Genomic DNA, 20,156 nt, shown 5'->3' with positions numbered 1-20,156 from the left:
ATTGTGACACCCGCATCTGTGTGCGCGCCAGAGGCGCGTCAGTCTCGTGGCAGGAGCGGATCGAGTCTGCGCAGACCGGGGATGCCGTCGAACGCCGGATCCGAGGATGCGATCGTCTCGATCCCGTACGCGAGCGCCGTGGCAGCGTGCACGGCGTCGCGACCGCACACTTCGGTCGACTCGATGAGCGCGAGGGCGGTCTCCAGAACCGCGTGATCGAAGTTCAAGATTATGAGATAGCGCGCGATGTCACGCGCATCCGCCACCGCCTGAGCCTGTCCCGTCCTGCGCATCCGATGGAAGACCACTTCTTGCACCATTTCGGTACTGGCATAGGCCCGGCCGGTCCCGCCAACCGTCCAGCGCCTGACGGATGTACGCGCCCATGCTCATGCGGTCAGCCGAGCATATCGGCAGGGGCGGGGTTCACTTTCGACAAGCGCAAACAGCGGCATCCGACCGCCGGATACAGCAATTTGCGCTCATCGAACGGGCTCAGATGACCTCGACGCTCCAGTCGTCCGGGTTACCAAAGCGGTGTGCGGTGATGCTGATTGCCTGCTCGTGTACGAAGGGCAGCAGTTCGATGCGACCAGCCGAGGTCACCTCGCCGTCGTATATGGCGAGATCAGGGTCGCCACCGACGGCCTCGGCCAGCGCGCGATGCACGGTGGCCACGGCATCCCGCGTGCCGACCAGGCGCACCCGCTGCGCACGATGCTCGACCGCGGGATTGAGCACGTCGGCCGGGTCGTCGCTGCGCGACATCCGCTCGATCCACTGCTCATCACTTTCGACCGCGACCGAAACATTCAGCTCCGACAGCACTCGACGCACGTCAGCCGGCAGCCCGACCGGCGTACTCAGGAAGAATCTCGCACCGGTGCGGATCGCGGCGACTACCACCCGCAGCAGCTCGTGCCATGCGGCATCCCCGGACGCCCGGATCATCACCGGCACCGGACGATACCGGAACAGGTTGCGCTCGACGCCGAGCTGCGCGACATCACGCACCTGTCCGAACTCGCGGTCCCAGGCGACGGCATCCGAAAGCGCGGCACGGCGCAGCCATTCGAAGCTCTCGAAGTCCAGCGAGGGCTGCGCTGCCTCGATCAGCTCCGTGATCCGGGTGTCGAGCCCACGCAGGTGCAGAGTGCTGGATGCCTGCCCGCCGCCACGCGATCGCCATGACCCAAGCCCGATGAGGTAGTTCGGTCCGCCCGCCTTGGTGCCGGGGCCGACCGAGGAGCGCTTCCACCCACCGAAGGGCTGACGCTGCACGATGGCGCCGGTAATCCCGCGATTCACATAGAGGTTTCCGGCCTGCACCCGATCGAGCCACTCGGACAGGTCATCGGGGTTCTGCGTGTGCAGCCCCGCCGTCAGACCGTACTCCACCGCGTTCTGCAGTTCGATCGCACGGCCAAGGTTGGGCGCGTGCATGATGCCGAGCACCGGCCCGAAGAACTCCTCAAGGTGAAAACGCGAGCCCCCTTGCACACCGACGCGGATGCCAGGGCGCCACAGCCTTCCGGTTTCATCCCCATCCACACGCGAAGGCTTGATCAGCCACTGCTCATCACCCTCGAGCTCGCTGAGCGCCCACGCGAGTTTGCCTTGCGGCTCCTCGATCACCGGTCCGACCTCTGCGAGTGGATCGCTCGGCCATCCGACGTGCAGCGAGCGCACGGCATCCACCAACTGACGCGCGAAGCGCTTGGACCGACCGACCGGGCCGACGAGAATCGCGAGAGAGGCCGCAGAGCACTTCTGCCCGGCATGCCCGAACGCACTCTTGACCAGGTCGGCGACGGCGAGATCCAGGTCTGCCGATGGCGTGATCACGATCGCGTTCTTGCCGCTGGTCTCCGCGAGCAGCGGCAGATCCGCGCGCCAAGAACGGAACAGCGCCGCCGTTTCCCACGCGCCGGTGAGGATGACGCGATCCACCGCGTCATGTGAAATGAGCTGTCGACCGAGCTCGCCCTCTTCGATGTCAGCGAGAGTGAGGACGTCCCGCGGGACTCCTGCTTCCCAGAGCGCCTCGGCGACGACTGCCGCACACCTGCGAGCCTGCGGCGCCGGCTTGAACACGACGCCGGAACCTGCGGCGAGCGCGGCGAGCACGCCTCCGGCGGGGATCGCGATCGGAAAGTTCCACGGCGGCGTGACCACGGTGACACGTGCGGGCTCGAAGCTGGCGCCGGCAACGGCATCCAGCTCTCGTGCCTTCGCCGCGTAGAAACGGGCGAAATCGACCGCTTCGCTGACCTCGACGTCACTCTCGGCCAGCACCTTGCCCGTTTCGGATGCCGCGACCTCGATGAGTTCCGCGCGACGAGACTCGAGCGCGACGGCCGCCCGTATCAACGTCTCGGCCCGCTCTGATGCCGGGCGGGTTCCCCACGCGGATGCCGCAGCGCGTACTCGAGCGATCGTCCTCTCCAGCGCTTCGGGATCGGTGATCCTCGATTCGCGCAGCGTGACGTCACCCGCCGTGGACGTCTCGATGCGGGAGCGGATTTCCTGCGCCCATTTCCTGTTCGTCGGCAGTGCGGGGTCGCTGTCGGCGGTGTTTGTGAAACCGGGTGCCCCCGCGGAGTCGGAGTCCATCTCGCGCCGGGAATACACAGCGGTCTCGACGAAGGGCTCTCCACCGGATCCGCGGGCGATGCCGAGCACGACATTCGTGAGGTCGGCGTCCTCGACGTGCGCTGCCGGCGATGGCCGCAATGACTCATGTACCGGAGTCTGGCGATTCTGCGTACGACGAGGGACGATCCGCAGCGTCCGGTCCGCAGAACGGGCCAGTGCGCGAATGAAACGATCGCGCTCCCGATCGAACAGGCTCTCGTCGGTGTGCAAGTGGAACGCCGCAGAGAGGAAGTTCGCAGGCTCGGCGTTCTCTTCCAGTCGTCTGACGAGGTAGCTGATCGCGACGTCAAACTCATCGGGCTTCACGACCGGCACATACAGCAGCACCTGCCCGACCTCGCGGGAGACAGCTTCTACCTGCCCCTGCGCCATGCCCAGCAGCATCTCGAACTCGACCTCGTCTCGCACACCCCGCTCGCCTGCCAGCAACCAGGCGTATGCGATGCCGAACAGGTTGTGACCGGCCACGCCGATTCGCACGGCCGCGGTGTTCTCCGGACGCAGCGCCTCATCGAGCATCCGCAGGTAGTTCGCGTCGGTGTCGAGCTTGGTCTCGTAGGTGGCCAGTGGCCACCCGTGCATCGCGGCGTCCACTCGCTCCATCGCGAGATTCGCACCCTTGACCACACGGATCTTGATTGCAGCGCCATCGTGCTCGACTCGATCCTTCGCCCACGCCGTCAGCTCGCGCAGCGCAGAGAGCGCATCGGGCAGATAGGCCTGCAACACGATGCCGGCCTCGAGCAATAGCAGGCGTGGATCCTCGAGGATGCGCGTGAACACCGCGATGGTCAGATCGAGGTCGCGGTACTCCTCCATGTCGAGATTGATGAAGGTTCCGGTCTTGGCGGCCGTGACGTACAGCGGCAGAAGCCGCTCGACCACCCTGTCGACGATCTCATCGAATGCCCACAGCGAGATATGACTGATGACGGATGAAACTTTCACTGAGACATAGTCGACATCCTCCCGCCGGATAAGTTCATGGATGCCGTCCAGCCGCCGTTGCGCTTCGGCTTCACCGAGCACTGCCTCGCCGAGCAGGTTGAGGTTCAGCCGTGCGCCACTGCCGCGAAGCTTCTCGATCGCGGCGCCGAGCTTGGCCGGTCGCGCATCGACGATGAGGTGCCCGACCATGTCACGCAGAACGCGCCGGGCGATCGGCACGACCGGCGACGGCATCAGCGGTGCGACACCACCACCAAGGCGCACGGCGCCGCGCAGATACCAGGGCAGGAAGCCGGGAACGATCGGTGCGATGCGCTGCAGCTGGGATGCGGCGGCCGCGAGGCTCTCCGGCCTCATGACGCCGTCGACGAATCCGAGCGTGAAGGGCAGGCCGTTCTCATCCTGCAACATATCGGCGAGTCGAGCGGCGGCCGGATCGACCTCTGCATCGGCTGCTTCGGCGACCCAACGGCGTGCGAGTTCGACCGACTGATCGGCGAGCGAGGCCGCGCCTGGCGCTGACGACTCTGACATATGTTCAGCCTAAGAGCGAGGTATCCCCTCGGAGCGGTGACACACAGTGGCGAGGATGCTTCTTCTCTGGTTTGCCGCGTTCTATGCTGGATCCGTGACACCGGCCGAGGGGGACAGACCGGCCGCGGGAGAGCAGAGTCTCGCCGCGGCGCTCGGCGGCAGTTCCTCCGCGACCAAGCCGGGCACCCCGATCACCCCCGGCGGGCCCGCCGGAGCCGGTTCCACCTCACGCGCGGCCGCGACCGTTGCAGCTACGGCCACGATGCCAGGGGCTGCGCCTGCGGCATCCGGAGGCAAGCGCACCCTCGCCCAGCGCGCCATCGACCGGGTGCCGGTGAAATGGCTCAGCACCGCGGCGCTCGCAGTATTCCTCGGTGTGACGGCCCTGTTCGGCGGACTCGAAGCGGTGCCGACGCCGGAGACGCCGGTGATCGCAGCCGGCGACACATTCATCGGCGGCGAGCTCGAGATGACTCCCGTGCGTCTGACGGTGATCGACAAGCTGGGGAGCACAGGCGTCTTCCCCACACCCGGCGAGCAGCGCATCCTCAGCCTCGTCATGGATGTCCGCAATATGAGCGAGTTCGCACGGGCATCCAGCACGGACAGCGTGTTGGGGCTGACAAGAGTCGAAGGACTGCAGGATGTCCTCGAAACCACCGAGCTGACCGAGCTGCAGGTGATGAGCGGGATCTCACCCTCGGTCGCACGCCTTGACGACGGTACCTTCGGCCCCTGGCTGCAGCCGGAGATTCCGGTGCGCGTCGTGCTCAGCTGGGCGGTGCCAGTGGGCGCATTCAGCGACGGCGACACGATGCGCCTCGCGCTACCGACGTCGACCCGCCGCATGGGTCAGTCCGTCCTCTACGGCGTCTACTGGTCCGACCAGTACACCGGCGCCTACGCCGACCTCGCGATCGAGGACCTCGGGAAGGGGGAAGCGGAATGAATCATCTGAAGATCTGGCTGGCAACCATCGTGCTGCTCGCCGCTGCTGGTGTCGTGTCCGCCATCGCCCCCGCTGAGGATGCCGAGGTTGCCGCATTCGTCGTCAGTGGCGAGATCGGCGAGCAGGTGACAGGGCGCGATCTCATCGCCACGGTGACCGATGTCCGCACCACGACCACGGTGACCGGCGACGAAGATCACAACGGGGACACCACCTGGACCGCCGACGGGAACTGGCTCATCGTCGATCTGGATGCCGCGAGCGTGACCGGCCCGCGGACCACGTACATCACCGGCTCTGTCAATCTCGGAAGCGCAATGTTCGAACTCGACGGGCGCGAGTACCGCGCGACCGAGCGCGCGCCATCGATGCTCAATGTGCGACTGAACCCTGGTGTCCCCCGACATGGATCCGTGGCCTTCGAACTACCAGAACTCGCCGGCACCGGCGTGCTGAAGCTGTCGCTCAGCACCGACACCAGGATGGACTCGGTGCTCGAAATCCCGATCGATCTCGACGAGATCAGTCCGCTCTCCGAGGCGCAGGTCTTCGGGCCGGAGTGGATCCGATGACCGGCTGGTGGCGGCGCAACGCCGTGGCACTCGGAGCCCTCGTTGTGCTCACCCCTGTCACTTTCGGCGCCATCACTTGGGACGGCTGGCAGGACCACAACCTGTTCACGAACACCATCCCGATCGACGTCGCCGACGGCGACAGCATGGAGCTCATCGACACGACCTGGGGACCTGTCCGGGCATCCGAGATCACCGACACCTCCGGTTTCGACATGCCAACGGATGCGCGGATCATCGCCGCCGCGATCACGGTCGATCCGCACGGCGATGCGCCGTCCTGCTCCGCGCCGACCCTCGTGCAGCAGAGCACCGGCATCCGTTTTCCCGAATCTCGCTTCCAGCTCGGTCTGCTCTCATCCAGCGAGGAGCCGACGAGCTGCGTGACGGACGGCGAGAACAGGGTCGCGTCCTACGAGATGATCGTGCCGTTCATCGTGCCAGCCGACGCCGAAGGGCCGTTCTGGGTGGAGATCGCTTCGGTAGATGCCATCCCCTCGGTGATCCGCTTCTCAATCGATCCCTGATCGGACTTCTTGCGCAGTCGACCCAGCGTGCTGTCATAGGCGCCGCTGACGACGGCTATGCGCACCGGTTCGAGCAGGAAGGGTACGACGAGGAACAGCGCGGGACCATACGCCCGCCAGAAGTCGTTCAGATCCTGCGGGCCGACGATGCGGCTGAGCAGCCATTGCAGCGAGGGGTCAAGTGCCAACACGATCGTGTACAGCAGCACATATGAGGCGATGAGCACGGGCCCCGCCCGCCACATGAGCACGAGCGCGTTCACGATGGGACGGAAACGGGAGGTGAACTCGCCCGCGAGCTCACCGAGCCAGCGCACGACGGTATTCGGCAACTTCTTCAGCCGCTTCTGCGTGGTCGCGGTGAACCTCTTCTGGAATCCCGGCTGCTCGGCCTCGATCGCCTGCCCGTAGATGACGCCGGCGATGGTCAGCCAGGCCAGAGGCTGCACGAGGAGGCCCGCGATATTGCCCGCGACGACGCCGATAGCATCCCACAGCCACGCGATCGGAACCAGCCATGCGCCGAGCCAGTCCCGGATGTCACCGAGCCACACCATCGCGACCCGCGAATCGACCCACTCGCCGAGGGCGGCGAACCCGCCGGCTATGAGGTACAGCGAGAAGAACACCCAGACGGCCTCGAAGTAGACCGCGAGCAGAGTCGTCCACTTGGGCAGCTTTGCGCCGAAACGTTTGAACGCCCAGCGGGCGGAGAATGCGGAGACGATCGTGAACAGCGACAGCACGGTCACGTTCAGTTCGAGGACAGCGCCACCTTCGAGGGAGTCTGTCCCGTCGACGACCGCCTGCCAGGCGAGCCCCGATCTGATCGCCAGCGCCCGCTGCGCATAGGAGTCGACGTCGTCCTGCAGGAATCCCCAGGCCGTGTAGATCGCGAAGAACGGCAGGATGCTGGCGAGCAGGGTCACCGCAAAGGTACGACGCCGCTCGACGCCGCTTTCCGGCAGCGGGGCGATCGCCTGTAGTTCGCGCAGTGCGTCTCGGACGACGAGGAACATCGCCACGAAGGCGATGAGCTTCGCGAGAATCGCCAAGGGCAGCAGTAGGAAGCCGATCGCTGCGCTCGTCGCCCCGGCGTACGCGGCGCCGATGATGCCGAAGTAGTGCACCAGCGCGCCGCCGAGATACCACGCCAGCAGCGCCGGCCAGCGGGCGAGGAGCACACGGCCGATGGAAGCGAGAAGCGTCAGCACGAGTCCACGCTAGTGCCGGTGGTGGCAGCGACGCCACACGCCTCGCTCAAGACCAGGTACTGGGCGCATCCGCGCGCGCGGGAGGAAGGGCGGATGCCGCGGCCCACTCGTGCACCCACTGCTCAACGTCCGGCAGGCCCTCTGGACGCCCGATGGCGGCAAACAGCTCCTGATGCGAGAGCGTGCCTCCGCTTCGTTTCAGCATCCGCGCCCTGACGATCGCCTTGGCGTAGATCTCACCGTCGACCACGGCACGGTGCTCAAGGTAGATCGCCTTGTCGTCGTGGCCGAGCAGGCGCGATTCGACGTCGAAGCGTTGCCACAGCTCGAGGGATTTGCGGAACGTGACGGTCTCGGAAGACACGACGGCATACCAGCCGTGGCGTTTCATCGCACCGCTCATCCCGGTGCGCACCAGCAGATCCCAGCGGCCCAAGTCGAACAGCGACAGGTAACGGCCGTTGTTCATGTGCCGAAGCACGTCGAGGTCGGTGGGCAGCGTCGTCACGCGCACGCGCCCCACTTCCGTGGACGCGAGGCGTCCTTCCTTGCGCAGGCGACGGCGCGCGTTCCACATCACAAGCAGGGTCCGCCAGATCACGTTCACGAGGTTCGATCGTAGTCACCGGCGCATGAACTGCGCACTCCTTTGTGGATATCGCACAGGAGCGTCGCTCGATTTCGCCTTAGCGCGGGTCGCGCGTAGAGTCGCGGCATGAGCGCCGAAGCCCAGCCTGAAGTCATTGTCCGTCCGGTCCGTGATGTTGATTCGGAGGCCCTAGGTCGCGTGCACGCCAAGTGCTGGCACGAGACCTACGATCACCTGATCAGCAAGGCGGCCCTCGAGAAGGTCTCCCCTCGTCGCCTCGCCGAGCTGTGGACACACTGGGCCGCACAGGGCGACGACTTCCACATGAGCGCTGCGCTCGTCGACGGCGAGATCGTCGGCTTCGTCGGCTCTGGCCCCGCGCGCGACAAGGATTCTCCCGCGTTCCGCGAGCTGTACTTCATCTACCTGCTGGGCGAATGGCACTCCACCGGTCTCGGTCAGAAGCTGTTCGATGCCGCTGTCGACAAGGACGAGCCGCTGTATCTCTGGGTCGCCGAGGACAACCCCCGCGCCCACCGCTTCTACGAGCGCAACGGGTTCACACTCGATGGCGCGAGCCACACCGAGCCGTTCCTCGGCGAGCAGCTGACCGAAGTCCGCTTCGTACGCTGAGCGCGGGTCACCCCGGCGCTCTTCTGCCGGGGCCCCGCGTTAGCGCGTGGATTCGATGAAGCGCAGTAGCTCCGTCGTGAACACGTCGTTGTCATCGCCCGCGATCATGTGACCCGCGGCCTGCACTTCAACGGCCTGCGCATGCGGGATGAGCTCCTGCATCTCCTGCAGACCCTCGTCACTCACGATGTCGGACTGCGCGCCGCGCACCAGCAGAGTGGGCGCGGTGATGTTACGGGCCGCCGCGACCGCACGCTCGCGCCCGATCTCGCGCTCCGGTTCAGTGCCACGGGACATCACCTTCGGGTCCCAGTGCCAATGCCAGCGTCCGTCTGGGCGCAGCACGAGGTTCTTGCGCAGCCCGTCGAGCGACTTCGGGCGCGGCCGGTGCGGGTTGTACGCGGCGATGGCATCGGATGCCTCTTGGAGCGAGGCGAATCCGTTCGGAGCACTCGACATGAATGTCTGGATGCGGCGTGCCCCCTCAGCTTCGACCTTCGCCACAATATCGACCAAGACGAGTGCACGAGCGAGCGGACCATGCTCCCCCTCAGCAATGAGAGAGGTCATGCCACCCATCGATGCGCCGACGAGAACGGGCGCCTCGCCGATCTGCTCAATGATCTTGAGAACATCACCGACCAGCGCTGACACGGAATAATCACCCGTCGGAGAACGGTCACTTTCACCGTGCCCACGGGCATCGAAGGCGTACGAGGACCACCCTGCCTCGGCGAGCCACTCCCCTGTGCGACGCCACGAGTGCCGACGCTGGCCGCCGCCGTGCAGCAGCAGCACGCTGCCGTGCGCGTCCGCCTGTACCGGCCAATGATCGCCGGTCAACGTGATGCCGTCACTGCGCACACGCATCGACTGCGGCCGATCGAGAGCTGCGGACATCAACGCGCGGAGACCGTGCCGAACAGCTTTGCGATCGGTGCGAGCACGAGCGGTCGCGCGGCGACCCATGCGATGGCGATGACGACGAGGGATGCCACGAGCATCCAGAACCCGGTCCAGTTGTCTGCGTAGGCGATGCCGTCGATGGAGCCCTGCGCGGCATACATGTGGTTGAGGTTGCGCAGCGCACCGGTGGCGAGCACCAGGGCGACGTGGACGAAGATGAAGACCACGAAGTAGAGCATCACCGGGAAGTGCAGTGCCCGCGCCAGCTCGACCGGATACGCCTTGTTCAGCTTCGCGGCGTTCTTCGGCCACAGTCCGCTCATCCGCACACCGGTGATGGCGGCGAGAGGAGCGGCGACGAAGATCGTCGTGCCGTATGCGAGCTGCTGCAGGGAGTTGTAATTCACCCAACCGTTCTCGGTCGGCCAGTCCAGCGACACGTACTGCAGCACAGCCGACAGCGCGTTCGGGAAGACCTCCCAGCTGGTGGGGATGACCCGCATCCACTGCCCCGTGACGAACAGCAGGATCACGAAGACGATGCCGTTCACGAGCCACAGGATGTCGAGCGCCTGGTGGAACCAGAGCGTCAGACTGATCTTGGTCTTGCCGTTGCCGCGTGCGGTCCAAAACGCGGTCGGGCGCTCGTCATGGCGCACGCTGAGCCCGGATCGGATGATCAGCACGATCAGGAACACGTTGAAGAAGTGCTGCCAGCCCAGCCAGCTCGGGAAGCCCACCGGAGCGCCCTCGGGCAGGTGATACTCGCCGGGGTAGGTCTGTAGGAAGTCCTGCATGCCCGACAGGCTCAGCAGCCAGCGCACGAACAGCACGGCCATGGCCGCAGCGCCCAACAGACCGATGCCGCCAACGATGACGGCCCCCGCCCACTGCCCCTTGGTGAAAGGGCCCATACGCACCGGCTCCGGGACGGGAGCCGGACGGGCGAAGGCGTACTCGCCCGCGAAGACCGTGCGCCGGAAAGGCAGCGGAGCACTCACGTCAACCGGCGCCACGGCCGTCGACGACTCAACGGGTACCGCAACGGCTGTCGTCGCGGACGGCACCGTTGCGGGCGACACTGTTGCCTCGGGTGCCGCGGTCGCGACAGCGGCGATCTGTGCGCTCGTGCCGGCGGGCGGCCAAGGCTCGCCACCGGTCGTGCGCGGGAGCCCACGACGCACGGTGGAACCTCCGCCGGCCGGGGCCGGCGCGGTAACCGCCGGAGCGCTGGAGGCGTGGACGGGCGCGGCACTCGGGGTGCTCGTAGCGGGCGCGTCAACAGACGCAGCAACTGGGCTGCTTACTGCAGGCGCAGCGACCGAAGGCGCGGCGACCGAAGGCGCGGCGGCGGAAGCGGCACCGACCGAAGGCGCAGCGTCAGACGGAGGCCACGGCTCGCCACCGGGCGTGCGAGGCAGTCCTCGACGCACGCCGCTGGCCGCAGCCGGGGCAGCAGACGCGGCCACAGGCGCCGACGACTGAGCGACAGCCGCAGTCTCGACAACGGGCGCAGCAGCATCCGCTACCGGCGCAGCCACCGAAGCAGCATCCGCTACCGGAGCGACCTCAACGACAGCATCCACCGCCGGAGCATCCGCCGTCTCGACGTCACCGGCCGGCGGCCATCCGTCGCCGCCGACAACGCGGGGAAGCCCCCGACGCAGCTTCTGCGCACCCATCGTTCGCTACTTCTTCCGCGCTTCGAGCGCGGCGATCACCTGTGGCACGACGGTGAACAGATCACCGACGATGCCGAAGTCGGCGACGTCGAAGATCGGCGCTTCGCCGTCCTTGTTGATCGCGACGATGTTCTTGGCGGTCTGCATCCCGGCACGGTGCTGGATCGCACCGGAAATGCCGAGCGCGATGTAGAGCTGCGGCGACACGGAGACGCCGGTCTGACCGACCTGGTGCGCGTACGGGATGTAGCCGGCATCGACCGCTGCTCGAGAGGCGCCGATAGCAGCCCCCAGCGCATCCGCGAGCTGCTCGACGAGCACGAACTTCTCCTTCGACCCGAGGCCGCGGCCACCGGAGACGACCTTCGCGGCCCCCCGCAGATCAGGACGAGACGACTCGACCTCAATGACCTCCGTGGCGCCCGCGGTCGCGGCAGCAGAGCCGGAGGCCGTGACCTCCAAGGCCTCGACAGTCGGCGAGGCGACGGCCTCGCCGCGCGCATCCACCGCACCCTGACGCACCGTAATGACAGGCGCACCGAAGGTGGGCGCGGATTCCACAAGGTACGCGCCACCGTAGACAGAGTGATGCGCGACGATACCCTCGTCATCTCGGGAGACACCGACCGCGTCAACCGAAAGTGCGAGCTTCTCGCGCACCGCAAGACGGCCCGCGACATCGCGACCCGTGATCGAGTTCGACACCAACACCGCGTCGGGCTGCACGCGCTGATACGCCGCCTGCAGAGCATCCACAAGCGGCACGGTGAGAGATGCGGCATCGGCGTCAGCGGTCAGCACGACGGATGCGCCGGCAGCGGAGGCGGCATCCATTGCGCTCTGCGAGCCACCGGGCACCAGCGCGACCGGTGAGCCAATCAGCGATGCTGCGCCGATGAGCGCGGCAGTAGAACTTGCCGCAGCGCCAGTGGGCGTCACGTCCACCAGGACGAGGATCGACTTGTCGGGGTAGCTCATCGTCGTCACACCAGCCTGTTCTGCACGAGGAACTCGACCAGCTTCGCGCCGGCGTCACCCTCATCAGTGATCTTCACGCCCGCCGCACGCGGGGGCTTCTGGGAAATGGTCGTCATGATCGCACGCGGCGCCGCGGCAGGATCAGCCGAGACACCGAGGTCATCGAGCGACAACACCTCCAGCGGCTTCTTCTTCGCAGCCATAATGCCCTTGAAGTTCGGGAACCGCGCATCCGGCAGAGCCTCGGTGATCGAGATCACCGCAGGGAACGACACGGAAACGGGCTGCGAGCCATCGTCAGCAGCGCGCGTACCCGAGACACCCTCGGCGGTGATCTCCACCGCGTTGAGGGCAGTCGCCTGCGCGTAGCCGAGGTGCTCCGCCAACATCGACGGGATCACACCACCGGAGCCATCGGTGGAGAGGTTTCCGGTGATGACCAGATCAGGCTCGGCACGGCGGATCGCCGCAGCCAGCGCCTCGGCGGTCAAACCCAGATCGGCACCGGCCAACTGCTCATCAACGATGTGCACAGCGGATGCCGCACCGATCGCAAGCGCACGGCGAAGCGACGCCGTCGAAGACGCGGGAGCCATCGTGAGCGCCACAACCTCGGTGCCCTCTGACTTATCGGCATACGACAGCGCAACCTCAAGAGCGCGCTCAGTGATCTCATCGAGGACCACATCACCCGCCGCACGATCGGCCAAACCTGTTTCCAGATTCAGCTTGCGATCGCCATAGGTGTCCGGCACCTCTTTGACCAAGACGAAGATCTTCATCGACTACTCCTCACGACACCGCTGAGTCTAGCTATATCTCGTGCTATGTAGCCAATCCAGGCCATAACCCCCGAACTGACTCCCAAAACGGCGGCCTAATGTATACAGAACGAACAATTCATCCGCACGACGCACTTCCCGGTACCGTGGACTTCGTGGCCCAACCTCGTCCGCTCCCGATCGACCCTCTCGCCGAGGCGAAGCGTCAGTGGATCTCGCACGGGTGGACGGATGCCGCAGACGGCATGGCGGTCGTGACCTCGATCATGCGCGCCCAGCAGTTGCTGCTCGCACGAGTGGATACATCGCTCAAACCTTTCGGGCTTTCCTTCGCGCGTTTTGAGGTGCTCCGGCTGCTCGCATTCAGCCGCTCGGGTCGCCTCCCCCTGTCGAGCGTCGTCGCACGCCTTCAGGTGCACCCCACCACGGTCACGAGCACGGCCGACCGGCTGGTGCGCGATGGACTGATCCTGCGCGAGCCGCATCCTCACGATGGGCGCGCGGCGATGCTGGCGCTCACCGATGCCGGGCGCGATCTGGTGGAGCGGGCGACTACGGCTCTCAATGCGCAGGTATTCAACGAACCGGGCGTGAACCACGCCGATGCCGCCGATCTCGTGTCGATCGTCGCCCGTCTGCGTAAGGATGCCGGGGACTTCACCGATCCGCGCCCGCAGCCGGATCCGCTCTGATGGCGGAGTTCGTGCTGGAGCGGGTCATCCGCGCAGCGCCTGCGGAAGCGTTCGCGGCATCCCTCGATCCGGCACTTCATGTCGAGTCCATGGCGCGCTACGGCGAGACGATGACTTCCGGTCCTGCCGGAGGCACGTTCACTGAGGGATCAACGGTCACCTGGCGCGCGCGGCACTTCGGCGTGCCGTTCCACCTCAGCTCGATCGTGTTCGACATCGACCCGCCGCACCGGTTCTGCGACGAGCAGACGAAAGGTCCGTTCGGCGCATTCCATCACGAACATCTGTTCCTGGAGCATCCGGACGGCACGCTGATGCGCGACACGGTGACCTTTCGCTCGCCGTTCGGACCGATCGGCAGGCTTGTCGACCGCCTCTTCATGCGGGAGTACATGCGCCGGCTGATCTCCGAACGCAACGAGTTGCTCGCTGCATCCCTTGAGCGCTGAGACCGAGAACGCACAAACCGCCCTTCCCGCCTCGCCGGAAGGACGGTTTGCGTGTTCTCGATTCTGAATGCGTGCCTGACGCGCCAGCGTACGCGCACCGCAACATCCGCTGCGTAAGGCACCACGTCCTCGTTGGTGTCTCACGCAGCGGACGTAGCCAAACCCTGCGGCTGGCGTCTCAGCTGTTCGTGAAGTTCGGCGCCCGCTTCTCACGGAAGGCAGACATGCCCTCCTTCTGATCCGCAGTGTCGAACAGCGCGGCGAAGGCATCCTTCTCGTGCGCGAGCCCCTCCGCGAGCGGCGTCTCCATCGCCGCATCCAGCGCAGCCTTCGCCGCATAGACCGAAGGCAGACTCTTCGACGCGATCGTTTCGGCAAGCTTCGTAGCTTCTGCAAGAAGATCGGATGCCGGAATCACACGCGACACCAAACCCGCACGCTCCGCTTCCTCGGCACCCACGATGCGGCCAGAAAGAACGAGCTCGGCGGCCTTGTAATAGCCCACGGCGCGGATGAGTCGCTGCGTCCCACCCATCCCAGGGATCACCCCGAGATTGATCTCCGGCTGCCCGAACTTCGCGGTGTCGGCGGCCAGGATGATGTCGCACATCATCGCCAGCTCGCATCCGCCGCCGAGCGCGAAGCCGCTCACGGCAGCGATCACGGGCGTGCGAACTGCGGCGAAGTCGCTCCATGCACCGAAGTGGTCGGTCTCGCGCATCTCGGCGGCCGACATCGACTCCATCTCCTTGATGTCGGCGCCCGCGGCGAATGCCTTCTCCGACCCGGTCACCACGATCGCGCCGACCCCGTCATCCGAATCGAAGGCGACCGCCGCCGCAGTGACCTCCTGGGAGAGCTGGGCATTCAGGGCATTCAGCGCCTGCGGGCGGTTGAGGGTGATCCACCCGACGCGGCCTCGCTGCTCGACCAGGATCGTCTCGTACTCAGTCATCTCGTTCCCCTTCACCGCTTCATTGTGGTTCGTCCAGTGTCCGTGGTTCTCGTCCAGTATCGCCGCATCCGCGTCACCTCGAGACGCTCTGCAGCGCCTCGTTCCAGAAGATACCCACCATGGTGGGCTGCACGGCGACCGTGGCGACGGCGACCACCGTGCGGACGCGACGCCTGTCATCGAGCTGTCGCAGCACGCAGTCCGCCAGGTCCGCCCTGGAGGTGTATCGCCCAGCGAAAAAATCGTCGGCCGTGCGATAGTCCGTGACATCGGCAGTGTGGAAGAGCGCGCCAGGGCACACAATCGTCCAGTCGAGAGCGGATGCCGTGACCAGCTGCTCCATCCGCAGCATGTCGGCGTAGACCGTCCGACCGAGCGTGGCGACCACGAGCGGCTTGAGCATCTTCTCGAATAGGAATCCTCCGCCCGTGTCGCGTGAGTGTAACGCGGGATCCGTGCCGCTCGAGCTCACGCACACGAGGCGGCGTACGTCGTGCTGCGCCATCGCGCGCACGATGTTCGTCATCCCCGCCGAGTACAGCGAGACACGTCGGAATGTATAAGGAACACCGAGCATCGAGAGCACCACGTCGAGGTTATCCGGGTCTACTCTTACCCATCGGTCACAGATCAGCAGAAGACGTGTCCCGAATGTCGGTGATGATGCCGGAGAAATCGCGCCCCGCGCCATCTCCCGCGGCAAACGTCGCGTAGATCTGCTGGGCGAGCATACCCATCCTGGCATCCGTCCCCGTGCCCTCGATCGCCTGCAGGGCGAGCCCGAGGTCCTTCGCCATCAATGCGCCTGCGAACCCGGGCTGATAGTCACGGTTGGCGGGGCTCGTCGGCACCGGCCCCGGTACCGGACAGTTCGTCGTGATCGACCAGCACTGGCCCGACGCCTGCGAAACGACATCGAACAGCGCCTGATGCTCCAGCCCCAGCCGCTCCCCCAGCACGAATGCTTCGGCGACAGCGATCTGCGACACCGCCAGGATCATGTTGTTGCACACCTTCGCTGCCTGCCCAAGGCCAGGGCCGCCGCAGTGCACGATGCGCTTACCCATCGCTTCGAGCAACGGCAGCGCCGTGGCGAAATCCTCTTCCGAACCACCAACCATGAACGCCAGAGTCCCGTTCTCGGCGCCAACGACGCCGCCCGAGACCGGAGCGTCGATGTTGCGATGCCCGGCAGCGACGGCCAGCGCATGCGCGGTCTGGGCTTCCTCCACGGCGATCGTGGACGATTCGATGAACAGCGTGTCTGGCCGAGCCGCCGCCAGCAGCCCGCCCTGATACGCCTCGATGACGTGCTTACCTGCGGGGAACATCGTGATCACGACATCGACGCCTGCCGCAGCATCCGCGGCGCTTTCGGCGATCGGGATTCCGGCCGCCAGCGCTGCCTCGATCGCCGCGGGCACGAGGTCGAAGCCGCGCACGTCGTGGCCGGCCTTCATCAGGTTGACAGCCATCGGCATACCCATGTGGCCGAGGCCGAGAAAACCGATTCTGGTCATCATGCACTCCTCGGGTGTTCGTTCGCGGCGCTTCGCATCGATGCGGATCCGGCCGGGCGAAGCATCTCGCGGCCGACGATCAGCCGCATGATCTCGTTGGTTCCCTCCAGTATCTGGTGCACGCGCAGATCCCGCACCACCTTCTCGATCCCGTAATCCTGCAGGTACCCGTAGCCACCGTGCAGCTGGAGGGCCTGGTTGGCGACATTGAACCCGGCGTCGGTGGCGAACCGCTTGGCCATCGCGCACCGCATCGTGGCATCCGGAGCCTCATCATCAACGGCCTGTGCGCCGTCCCTGACCATCAAGCGCGCGGCCTGCAACTCGGTGCGCATGTCGGCGATGGTGAACAGGATCGACTGTTTCTCTGCCAGAGGTTCTCCGAACGCGACACGCTCCTGCACGTACTGCACCGCACGATCGAGTGCCCACTGCGCGCCGCCCAGCGAGCACGCCGCGATGTTGAGGCGACCGCCGTTGAGCGCCGACATGGCGATCGCGAAACCGCGGCCTTCGTCGCCCAGCATGGCGGATGCCGGCACGCGCAGTCCGTCAAAGATGACCTGCCGTGTGGGCTGAGCGTGCCAGCCCATCTTCTTCTCGAGCGCCCCGAAGCTCAGCCCATCGGCATCGGCGGGGACGAGGAACGCGCTGATCCCGCGCGCCCCACTGTCGGCATCGCCCGTGCGCGCTATGACGACGTAGACGCCCGATTCACCTGCGCCCGAGATGAACTGCTTGACTCCGGTGAGCACGTACTCGTCCCCGTCGCGGCGAGCGCTCGTGGCAATGGCAGCGGCATCCGACCCCGCTCCGGGCTCGGTGAGGCAGTAGCTTCCGAACTCCGTCATGGCTGCGAGCTTCTCGATCCACTCGCTGCGCTGCGCGTCATCACCGTAGGTGTCGATCATCCAGGCGACCATGTTGTGGATAGAGATGTACGCCGCGATCGTCGGGTCACCCTTGGCGAGTTCCTCGAAGATCGCCACGGTGTCGACGCGGCCGAGCCCGGTGCCACCCGACTCCTCGCGCACATAGATACCGCCGAGGCCCAGTTCACCCCCGCGACGTAGCGCCTCACGTGGGAACTCGTGCTTCTCATCGCGCTCGATCGCGTAGGGGGCGAGTTCAGTTTCGGCATACTCGCGAACGGCACCGAGGATCGCTTCTCGCTCCTCGGCCGTGGTGACAGTGGCGGTGATGGTCATGGCTGGCTCCTCAGCTCATCGTGGGGATGACGAAACTGGCACCTTCACGAACGGTGTCCGAGAGCCATCTGCTCGTCACGGTCTTGGTTTTCGTGTAGAAGCGGAAGGCATCGGTGCCGTGCTGATTCAGATCGCCGAACCCTGACTTCTTCCATCCTCCGAAGCTGAAGTAGGCGATCGGCACGGGAATCGGCACGTTGACACCGACCATGCCGACGTTGACGCGTGCGGTGAAGTCACGGGCGGCGTCGCCGTCGCGAGTGAAGATCGAGACGCCGTTGCCGAACTCATGATCGGATGCCATGGCCAGCGCCTGCTCGTAATCCGCGGCGCGTGCGATCACGAGCACCGGCCCGAAGACCTCTTCGCGATAGATCGCCATGTCGGTCGTGACGTGATCGAACAGCGTCGGGCCGAGGTAGAAGCCCTCTTCGTGACCGGGCACGGTGAAGCCTCGGCCGTCAGCCAGCAGCGTCGCACCCTCGTCGACGCCCTGCTGGATGTATCCCTCGACGCGTTCGACCGCCGAGCGCGCAACGAGCGGACCATAGTCGACACCCTCGGCAAGCGAGGGCCCGACCTTCAGCTCCGCCACTCGTTCGGCGAGCTTCGCCGCCAGGGCATCAGCAGTCTCTTCGCCGACCGGGACCGCGACGGAAATCGCCATGCAACGCTCTCCCGCAGAACCGTATCCTGCGCCGATGAGCGCATCGGCAACCTGGTCGAGGTCGGCATCCGGCATCACGACCATGTGGTTCTTCGCTCCGCCGAAGCACTGCGCGCGTTTGCCGTGCGCAGCAGCAGTGGAGTAGATGTACTCGGCGATCGGAGTCGAGCCGACAAAGCCCACCGCCTGGATGCGCGGATCGGTGAGCAGCGTGTCGACCGCTTCCTTGTCGCCGTGGACGACGTTGAAGACACCGGCCGGCAGACCCGCTTCGTGGAAGAGTTCGGCGAGCCGCACCGGTACGGAGGGGTCGCGTTCGCTCGGCTTGAGGATGAAGGAGTTGCCTGCGGCGAGCGCGGGACCTGCCTTCCACAACGGGATCATCGCCGGGAAGTTGAATGGAGTGATCCCGGCGACGACGCCAAGCGGCTGGCGCATCGAGTAGACGTCGATGCCGGTGCCCGCGCCAGTGGCGAACTCCCCTTTCAGCAGATGCGGGGCGCCCGCGGAGAATTCGATGACTTCCAGCCCGCGCTGAATGTCGCCCTTCGCATCATCGAAAGTCTTGCCATGCTCGCTGGAGAGCAGACGTGCCAGCGAATCCATGTCGCGATTCACGAGATCAAGGAAACGCAGCAGCACGCGTGCGCGCTTCTGCGGGTTGGTCGCGGCCCACGCGGGTTGCGCGGCCTCGGCATCGTCGATCACTCGACGAACGTCGTCGGCCGAGGCGAGCGGTACACGTGCCTGTACGGCTCCCGTGCTCGGGTCGAACACGTCACTGAAGCGCCCGGCATCCGGGGTGAGGAGCGATCCGCCTATGAAATGGGGGATGGTACGAGTCATTATGCGATGTCCCTTCGTGCCGCCATTGGCACGATGACCAGATTACTCTGGCATCCTGAGATTTACTAGGGTGCCCTTGTATTTCGCTTGTGCTCGCCCCTGGCCAGGACTCAGAGGTAGTCGTCTGGATGAAGCTGGCGCACCCCTCGCGAATGCACGATGAACTGCGCGCGTAGCGGGATGTCGAGCTTCTGCGCCGCCTCGGCCATCGCCTGCGCCCAGGCTCGGTCATCCTTCGAGACGGCGCTCGAACCGCCCCGCTCCCACGCAAGCACCACGCTGGCGTTGCCGGTCATCTCCCGCAGCATGCCCGCGCGATGCATGAGCACATGCGCCTCGGTCACCTGGCCGAGATCATCGATCTCCACCACGTGGCTCGGGTCATCGGGGTAGTCGGCCATGGGCATGAGCGGGTCGCCGAGGCATCCGCGATCGTCCATGAACATCAGCCACATCTGCCGCCTGTTCGCGCGCTGCAGCAGCACTTCCAGCACGTCACGCAGGTCATCATCGCGGTCAAGTACCCGACTCTTGAGGGGGTTGGTTGTTTCAGTCATGCCCACGATGATGACCGATTTAAGAGAAGGCCCTCCGTGAGATTCCGGGCATTGTGGACAACTCGCCGCGAAGTCAGATCGGTGCAGAAGAAGTCGCATCCACCTGTTCCGACTCCGTTCACCACCCAGTCACCTTCGGCACGTACAACTGCTTGTGCGCGGGAGAATCTCAGACCGGATCGGGTAACTCAGACGCCTTCCGCGCCACGGTGAGCTCAGCTCCCGGATGAGAAGATCCCCGCCGAATCGGGTCGGCGGGGATCTTTCCTTTTGCACAGCGATGAGGTTCAACA

19 protein-coding genes and 1 pseudogene are annotated in these 20,156 nt (G+C 65.7%); 6 read left to right on the top strand and 14 right to left on the bottom strand.

The features are described from left to right. Positions 1–38: 38 nt before the first annotated feature. Positions 39–353 (bottom strand): annotated as a pseudogene (locus ACSU1G_RS31875) (type II toxin-antitoxin system VapC family toxin); the annotation flags it as partial. A 142-nt stretch (positions 354–495) separates the two neighbouring features. Beyond that, positions 496–4,137, bottom strand: a complete 3,642-nt coding sequence (locus ACSU1G_RS31870; protein ID WP_439285237.1) for a proline dehydrogenase family protein — start codon at positions 4,135–4,137, stop codon at positions 496–498. Between the two features lie 94 nt (positions 4,138–4,231). Between ACSU1G_RS31870 and ACSU1G_RS31865 the strand changes: the two genes are divergently transcribed. From ACSU1G_RS31865 to ACSU1G_RS31855, 3 genes are read left to right on the top strand one after another with little or no spacing between them, the layout of a single operon-like run. Further along, a complete protein-coding gene (locus ACSU1G_RS31865; protein WP_439285235.1) occupies positions 4,232–5,086 on the top strand; it encodes a hypothetical protein in 855 nt (284 codons plus the stop codon). Further along, positions 5,083–5,658 carry a hypothetical protein gene (locus ACSU1G_RS31860; protein ID WP_439285233.1) on the top strand — a complete coding sequence of 192 codons (576 nt, stop codon included), beginning with the start codon at positions 5,083–5,085 and terminating at the stop codon, positions 5,656–5,658. The genes ACSU1G_RS31865 and ACSU1G_RS31860 overlap by 4 nt, the downstream gene beginning before the upstream one ends. Further along, positions 5,655–6,185: a hypothetical protein gene (locus tag ACSU1G_RS31855; protein ID WP_439285232.1), complete on the top strand. Its 531-nt coding sequence runs from the start codon at positions 5,655–5,657 to the stop codon at positions 6,183–6,185. Before ACSU1G_RS31860 ends, ACSU1G_RS31855 begins: the two co-directional genes overlap by 4 nt. Here the strand turns inward: ACSU1G_RS31855 and ACSU1G_RS31850 are convergent. Both ACSU1G_RS31850 and ACSU1G_RS31845 read right to left on the bottom strand, forming a co-directional pair. Next, a complete protein-coding gene (locus ACSU1G_RS31850; protein WP_439285230.1) occupies positions 6,071–7,399 on the bottom strand; it encodes a hypothetical protein in 1,329 nt (442 codons plus the stop codon). The genes ACSU1G_RS31855 and ACSU1G_RS31850 overlap by 115 nt on opposite strands. A gap of 46 nt (positions 7,400–7,445) precedes the next feature. Then, entirely contained in the window at positions 7,446–8,006 is a 561-nt protein-coding gene (locus ACSU1G_RS31845) for an acyl-CoA thioesterase (RefSeq protein ID WP_439285228.1), read from the bottom strand. Between the two features lie 108 nt (positions 8,007–8,114). Here ACSU1G_RS31845 and ACSU1G_RS31840 point away from each other — a divergent pair, with 108 nt between their 5' ends. Next, positions 8,115–8,621, top strand: a complete 507-nt coding sequence (locus ACSU1G_RS31840) for a GNAT family N-acetyltransferase (RefSeq protein ID WP_439285226.1) — start codon at positions 8,115–8,117, stop codon at positions 8,619–8,621. A 39-nt stretch (positions 8,622–8,660) separates the two neighbouring features. Here the strand turns inward: ACSU1G_RS31840 and ACSU1G_RS31835 are convergent, their stop codons facing one another. The 4 genes from ACSU1G_RS31835 to ACSU1G_RS31820 are packed head-to-tail and all read right to left on the bottom strand — an operon-like array spanning position 8,661 to position 12,969. Then, positions 8,661–9,521, bottom strand: a complete 861-nt coding sequence (locus tag ACSU1G_RS31835) for an alpha/beta fold hydrolase (protein WP_439285225.1) — start codon at positions 9,519–9,521, stop codon at positions 8,661–8,663. Next, positions 9,521–11,209 (bottom strand): cytochrome b/b6 domain-containing protein, encoded by a 1,689-nt coding sequence (locus ACSU1G_RS31830; RefSeq protein ID WP_439285223.1) that lies wholly within the window; start codon positions 11,207–11,209, stop codon positions 9,521–9,523. The genes ACSU1G_RS31835 and ACSU1G_RS31830 overlap by 1 nt, the downstream gene beginning before the upstream one ends. Positions 11,210–11,215: 6 nt before the next feature. Continuing rightward, positions 11,216–12,187 carry an electron transfer flavoprotein subunit alpha/FixB family protein gene (locus tag ACSU1G_RS31825; protein WP_439285222.1) on the bottom strand — a complete coding sequence of 324 codons (972 nt, stop codon included), beginning with the start codon at positions 12,185–12,187 and terminating at the stop codon, positions 11,216–11,218. Positions 12,188–12,192: 5 nt separating this feature from the next. Continuing rightward, positions 12,193–12,969 (bottom strand): electron transfer flavoprotein subunit beta/FixA family protein, encoded by a 777-nt coding sequence (locus ACSU1G_RS31820; RefSeq protein WP_439285220.1) that lies wholly within the window; start codon positions 12,967–12,969, stop codon positions 12,193–12,195. A gap of 155 nt (positions 12,970–13,124) precedes the next feature. Between ACSU1G_RS31820 and ACSU1G_RS31815 the strand changes: the two genes are divergently transcribed. Together ACSU1G_RS31815 and ACSU1G_RS31810 are read left to right on the top strand one after the other, a co-directional pair. Then, the gene (locus ACSU1G_RS31815) at positions 13,125–13,661 is read left to right on the top strand and encodes a MarR family winged helix-turn-helix transcriptional regulator (protein WP_439285219.1); all 537 of its coding nucleotides are present in this window, start codon (positions 13,125–13,127) and stop codon (positions 13,659–13,661) included. Beyond that, positions 13,661–14,110, top strand: coding sequence for an SRPBCC family protein (locus ACSU1G_RS31810; RefSeq protein ID WP_439285217.1), 450 nt, complete (start codon positions 13,661–13,663; stop codon positions 14,108–14,110). The genes ACSU1G_RS31815 and ACSU1G_RS31810 overlap by 1 nt, the downstream gene beginning before the upstream one ends. A gap of 178 nt (positions 14,111–14,288) precedes the next feature. On the opposite strand, the gene ACSU1G_RS31805 is transcribed toward ACSU1G_RS31810, so the two are convergent. The 6 genes from ACSU1G_RS31805 to ACSU1G_RS31780 form a co-directional block, all read right to left on the bottom strand. Continuing rightward, entirely contained in the window at positions 14,289–15,065 is a 777-nt protein-coding gene (locus tag ACSU1G_RS31805) for an enoyl-CoA hydratase-related protein (RefSeq protein WP_439285215.1), read from the bottom strand. 73 nt (positions 15,066–15,138) lie between these two features. Further along, on the bottom strand, positions 15,139–15,651 hold the full coding sequence (locus ACSU1G_RS31800) for an NAD(P)-dependent oxidoreductase (protein ID WP_439285213.1): 513 nt from the start codon (positions 15,649–15,651) through the stop codon (positions 15,139–15,141). Between the two features lie 37 nt (positions 15,652–15,688). Then, positions 15,689–16,585 (bottom strand): 3-hydroxyisobutyrate dehydrogenase, encoded by an 897-nt coding sequence (gene mmsB / locus ACSU1G_RS31795; RefSeq protein WP_439285389.1) that lies wholly within the window; start codon positions 16,583–16,585, stop codon positions 15,689–15,691. Beyond that, positions 16,585–17,793 (bottom strand): acyl-CoA dehydrogenase family protein, encoded by a 1,209-nt coding sequence (locus ACSU1G_RS31790; protein WP_439285211.1) that lies wholly within the window; start codon positions 17,791–17,793, stop codon positions 16,585–16,587. The genes mmsB and ACSU1G_RS31790 overlap by 1 nt, the downstream gene beginning before the upstream one ends. 10 nt (positions 17,794–17,803) lie before the next feature. Then, positions 17,804–19,306 (bottom strand): CoA-acylating methylmalonate-semialdehyde dehydrogenase, encoded by a 1,503-nt coding sequence (locus ACSU1G_RS31785; protein ID WP_439285209.1) that lies wholly within the window; start codon positions 19,304–19,306, stop codon positions 17,804–17,806. Positions 19,307–19,416: 110 nt separating this feature from the next. Beyond that, complete coding sequence (locus ACSU1G_RS31780) at positions 19,417–19,863, bottom strand: hypothetical protein (RefSeq protein ID WP_439285207.1); 447 nt, start codon at positions 19,861–19,863, stop codon at positions 19,417–19,419. Between the last annotated feature and the right edge of the window lie 293 nt (positions 19,864–20,156).

Source organism: Microbacterium sp. A93 (assembly GCF_051842835.1).
Note: the sequence above shows the minus strand (reverse complement) of the source record. Positions and strands in the feature narration are given on the sequence as shown.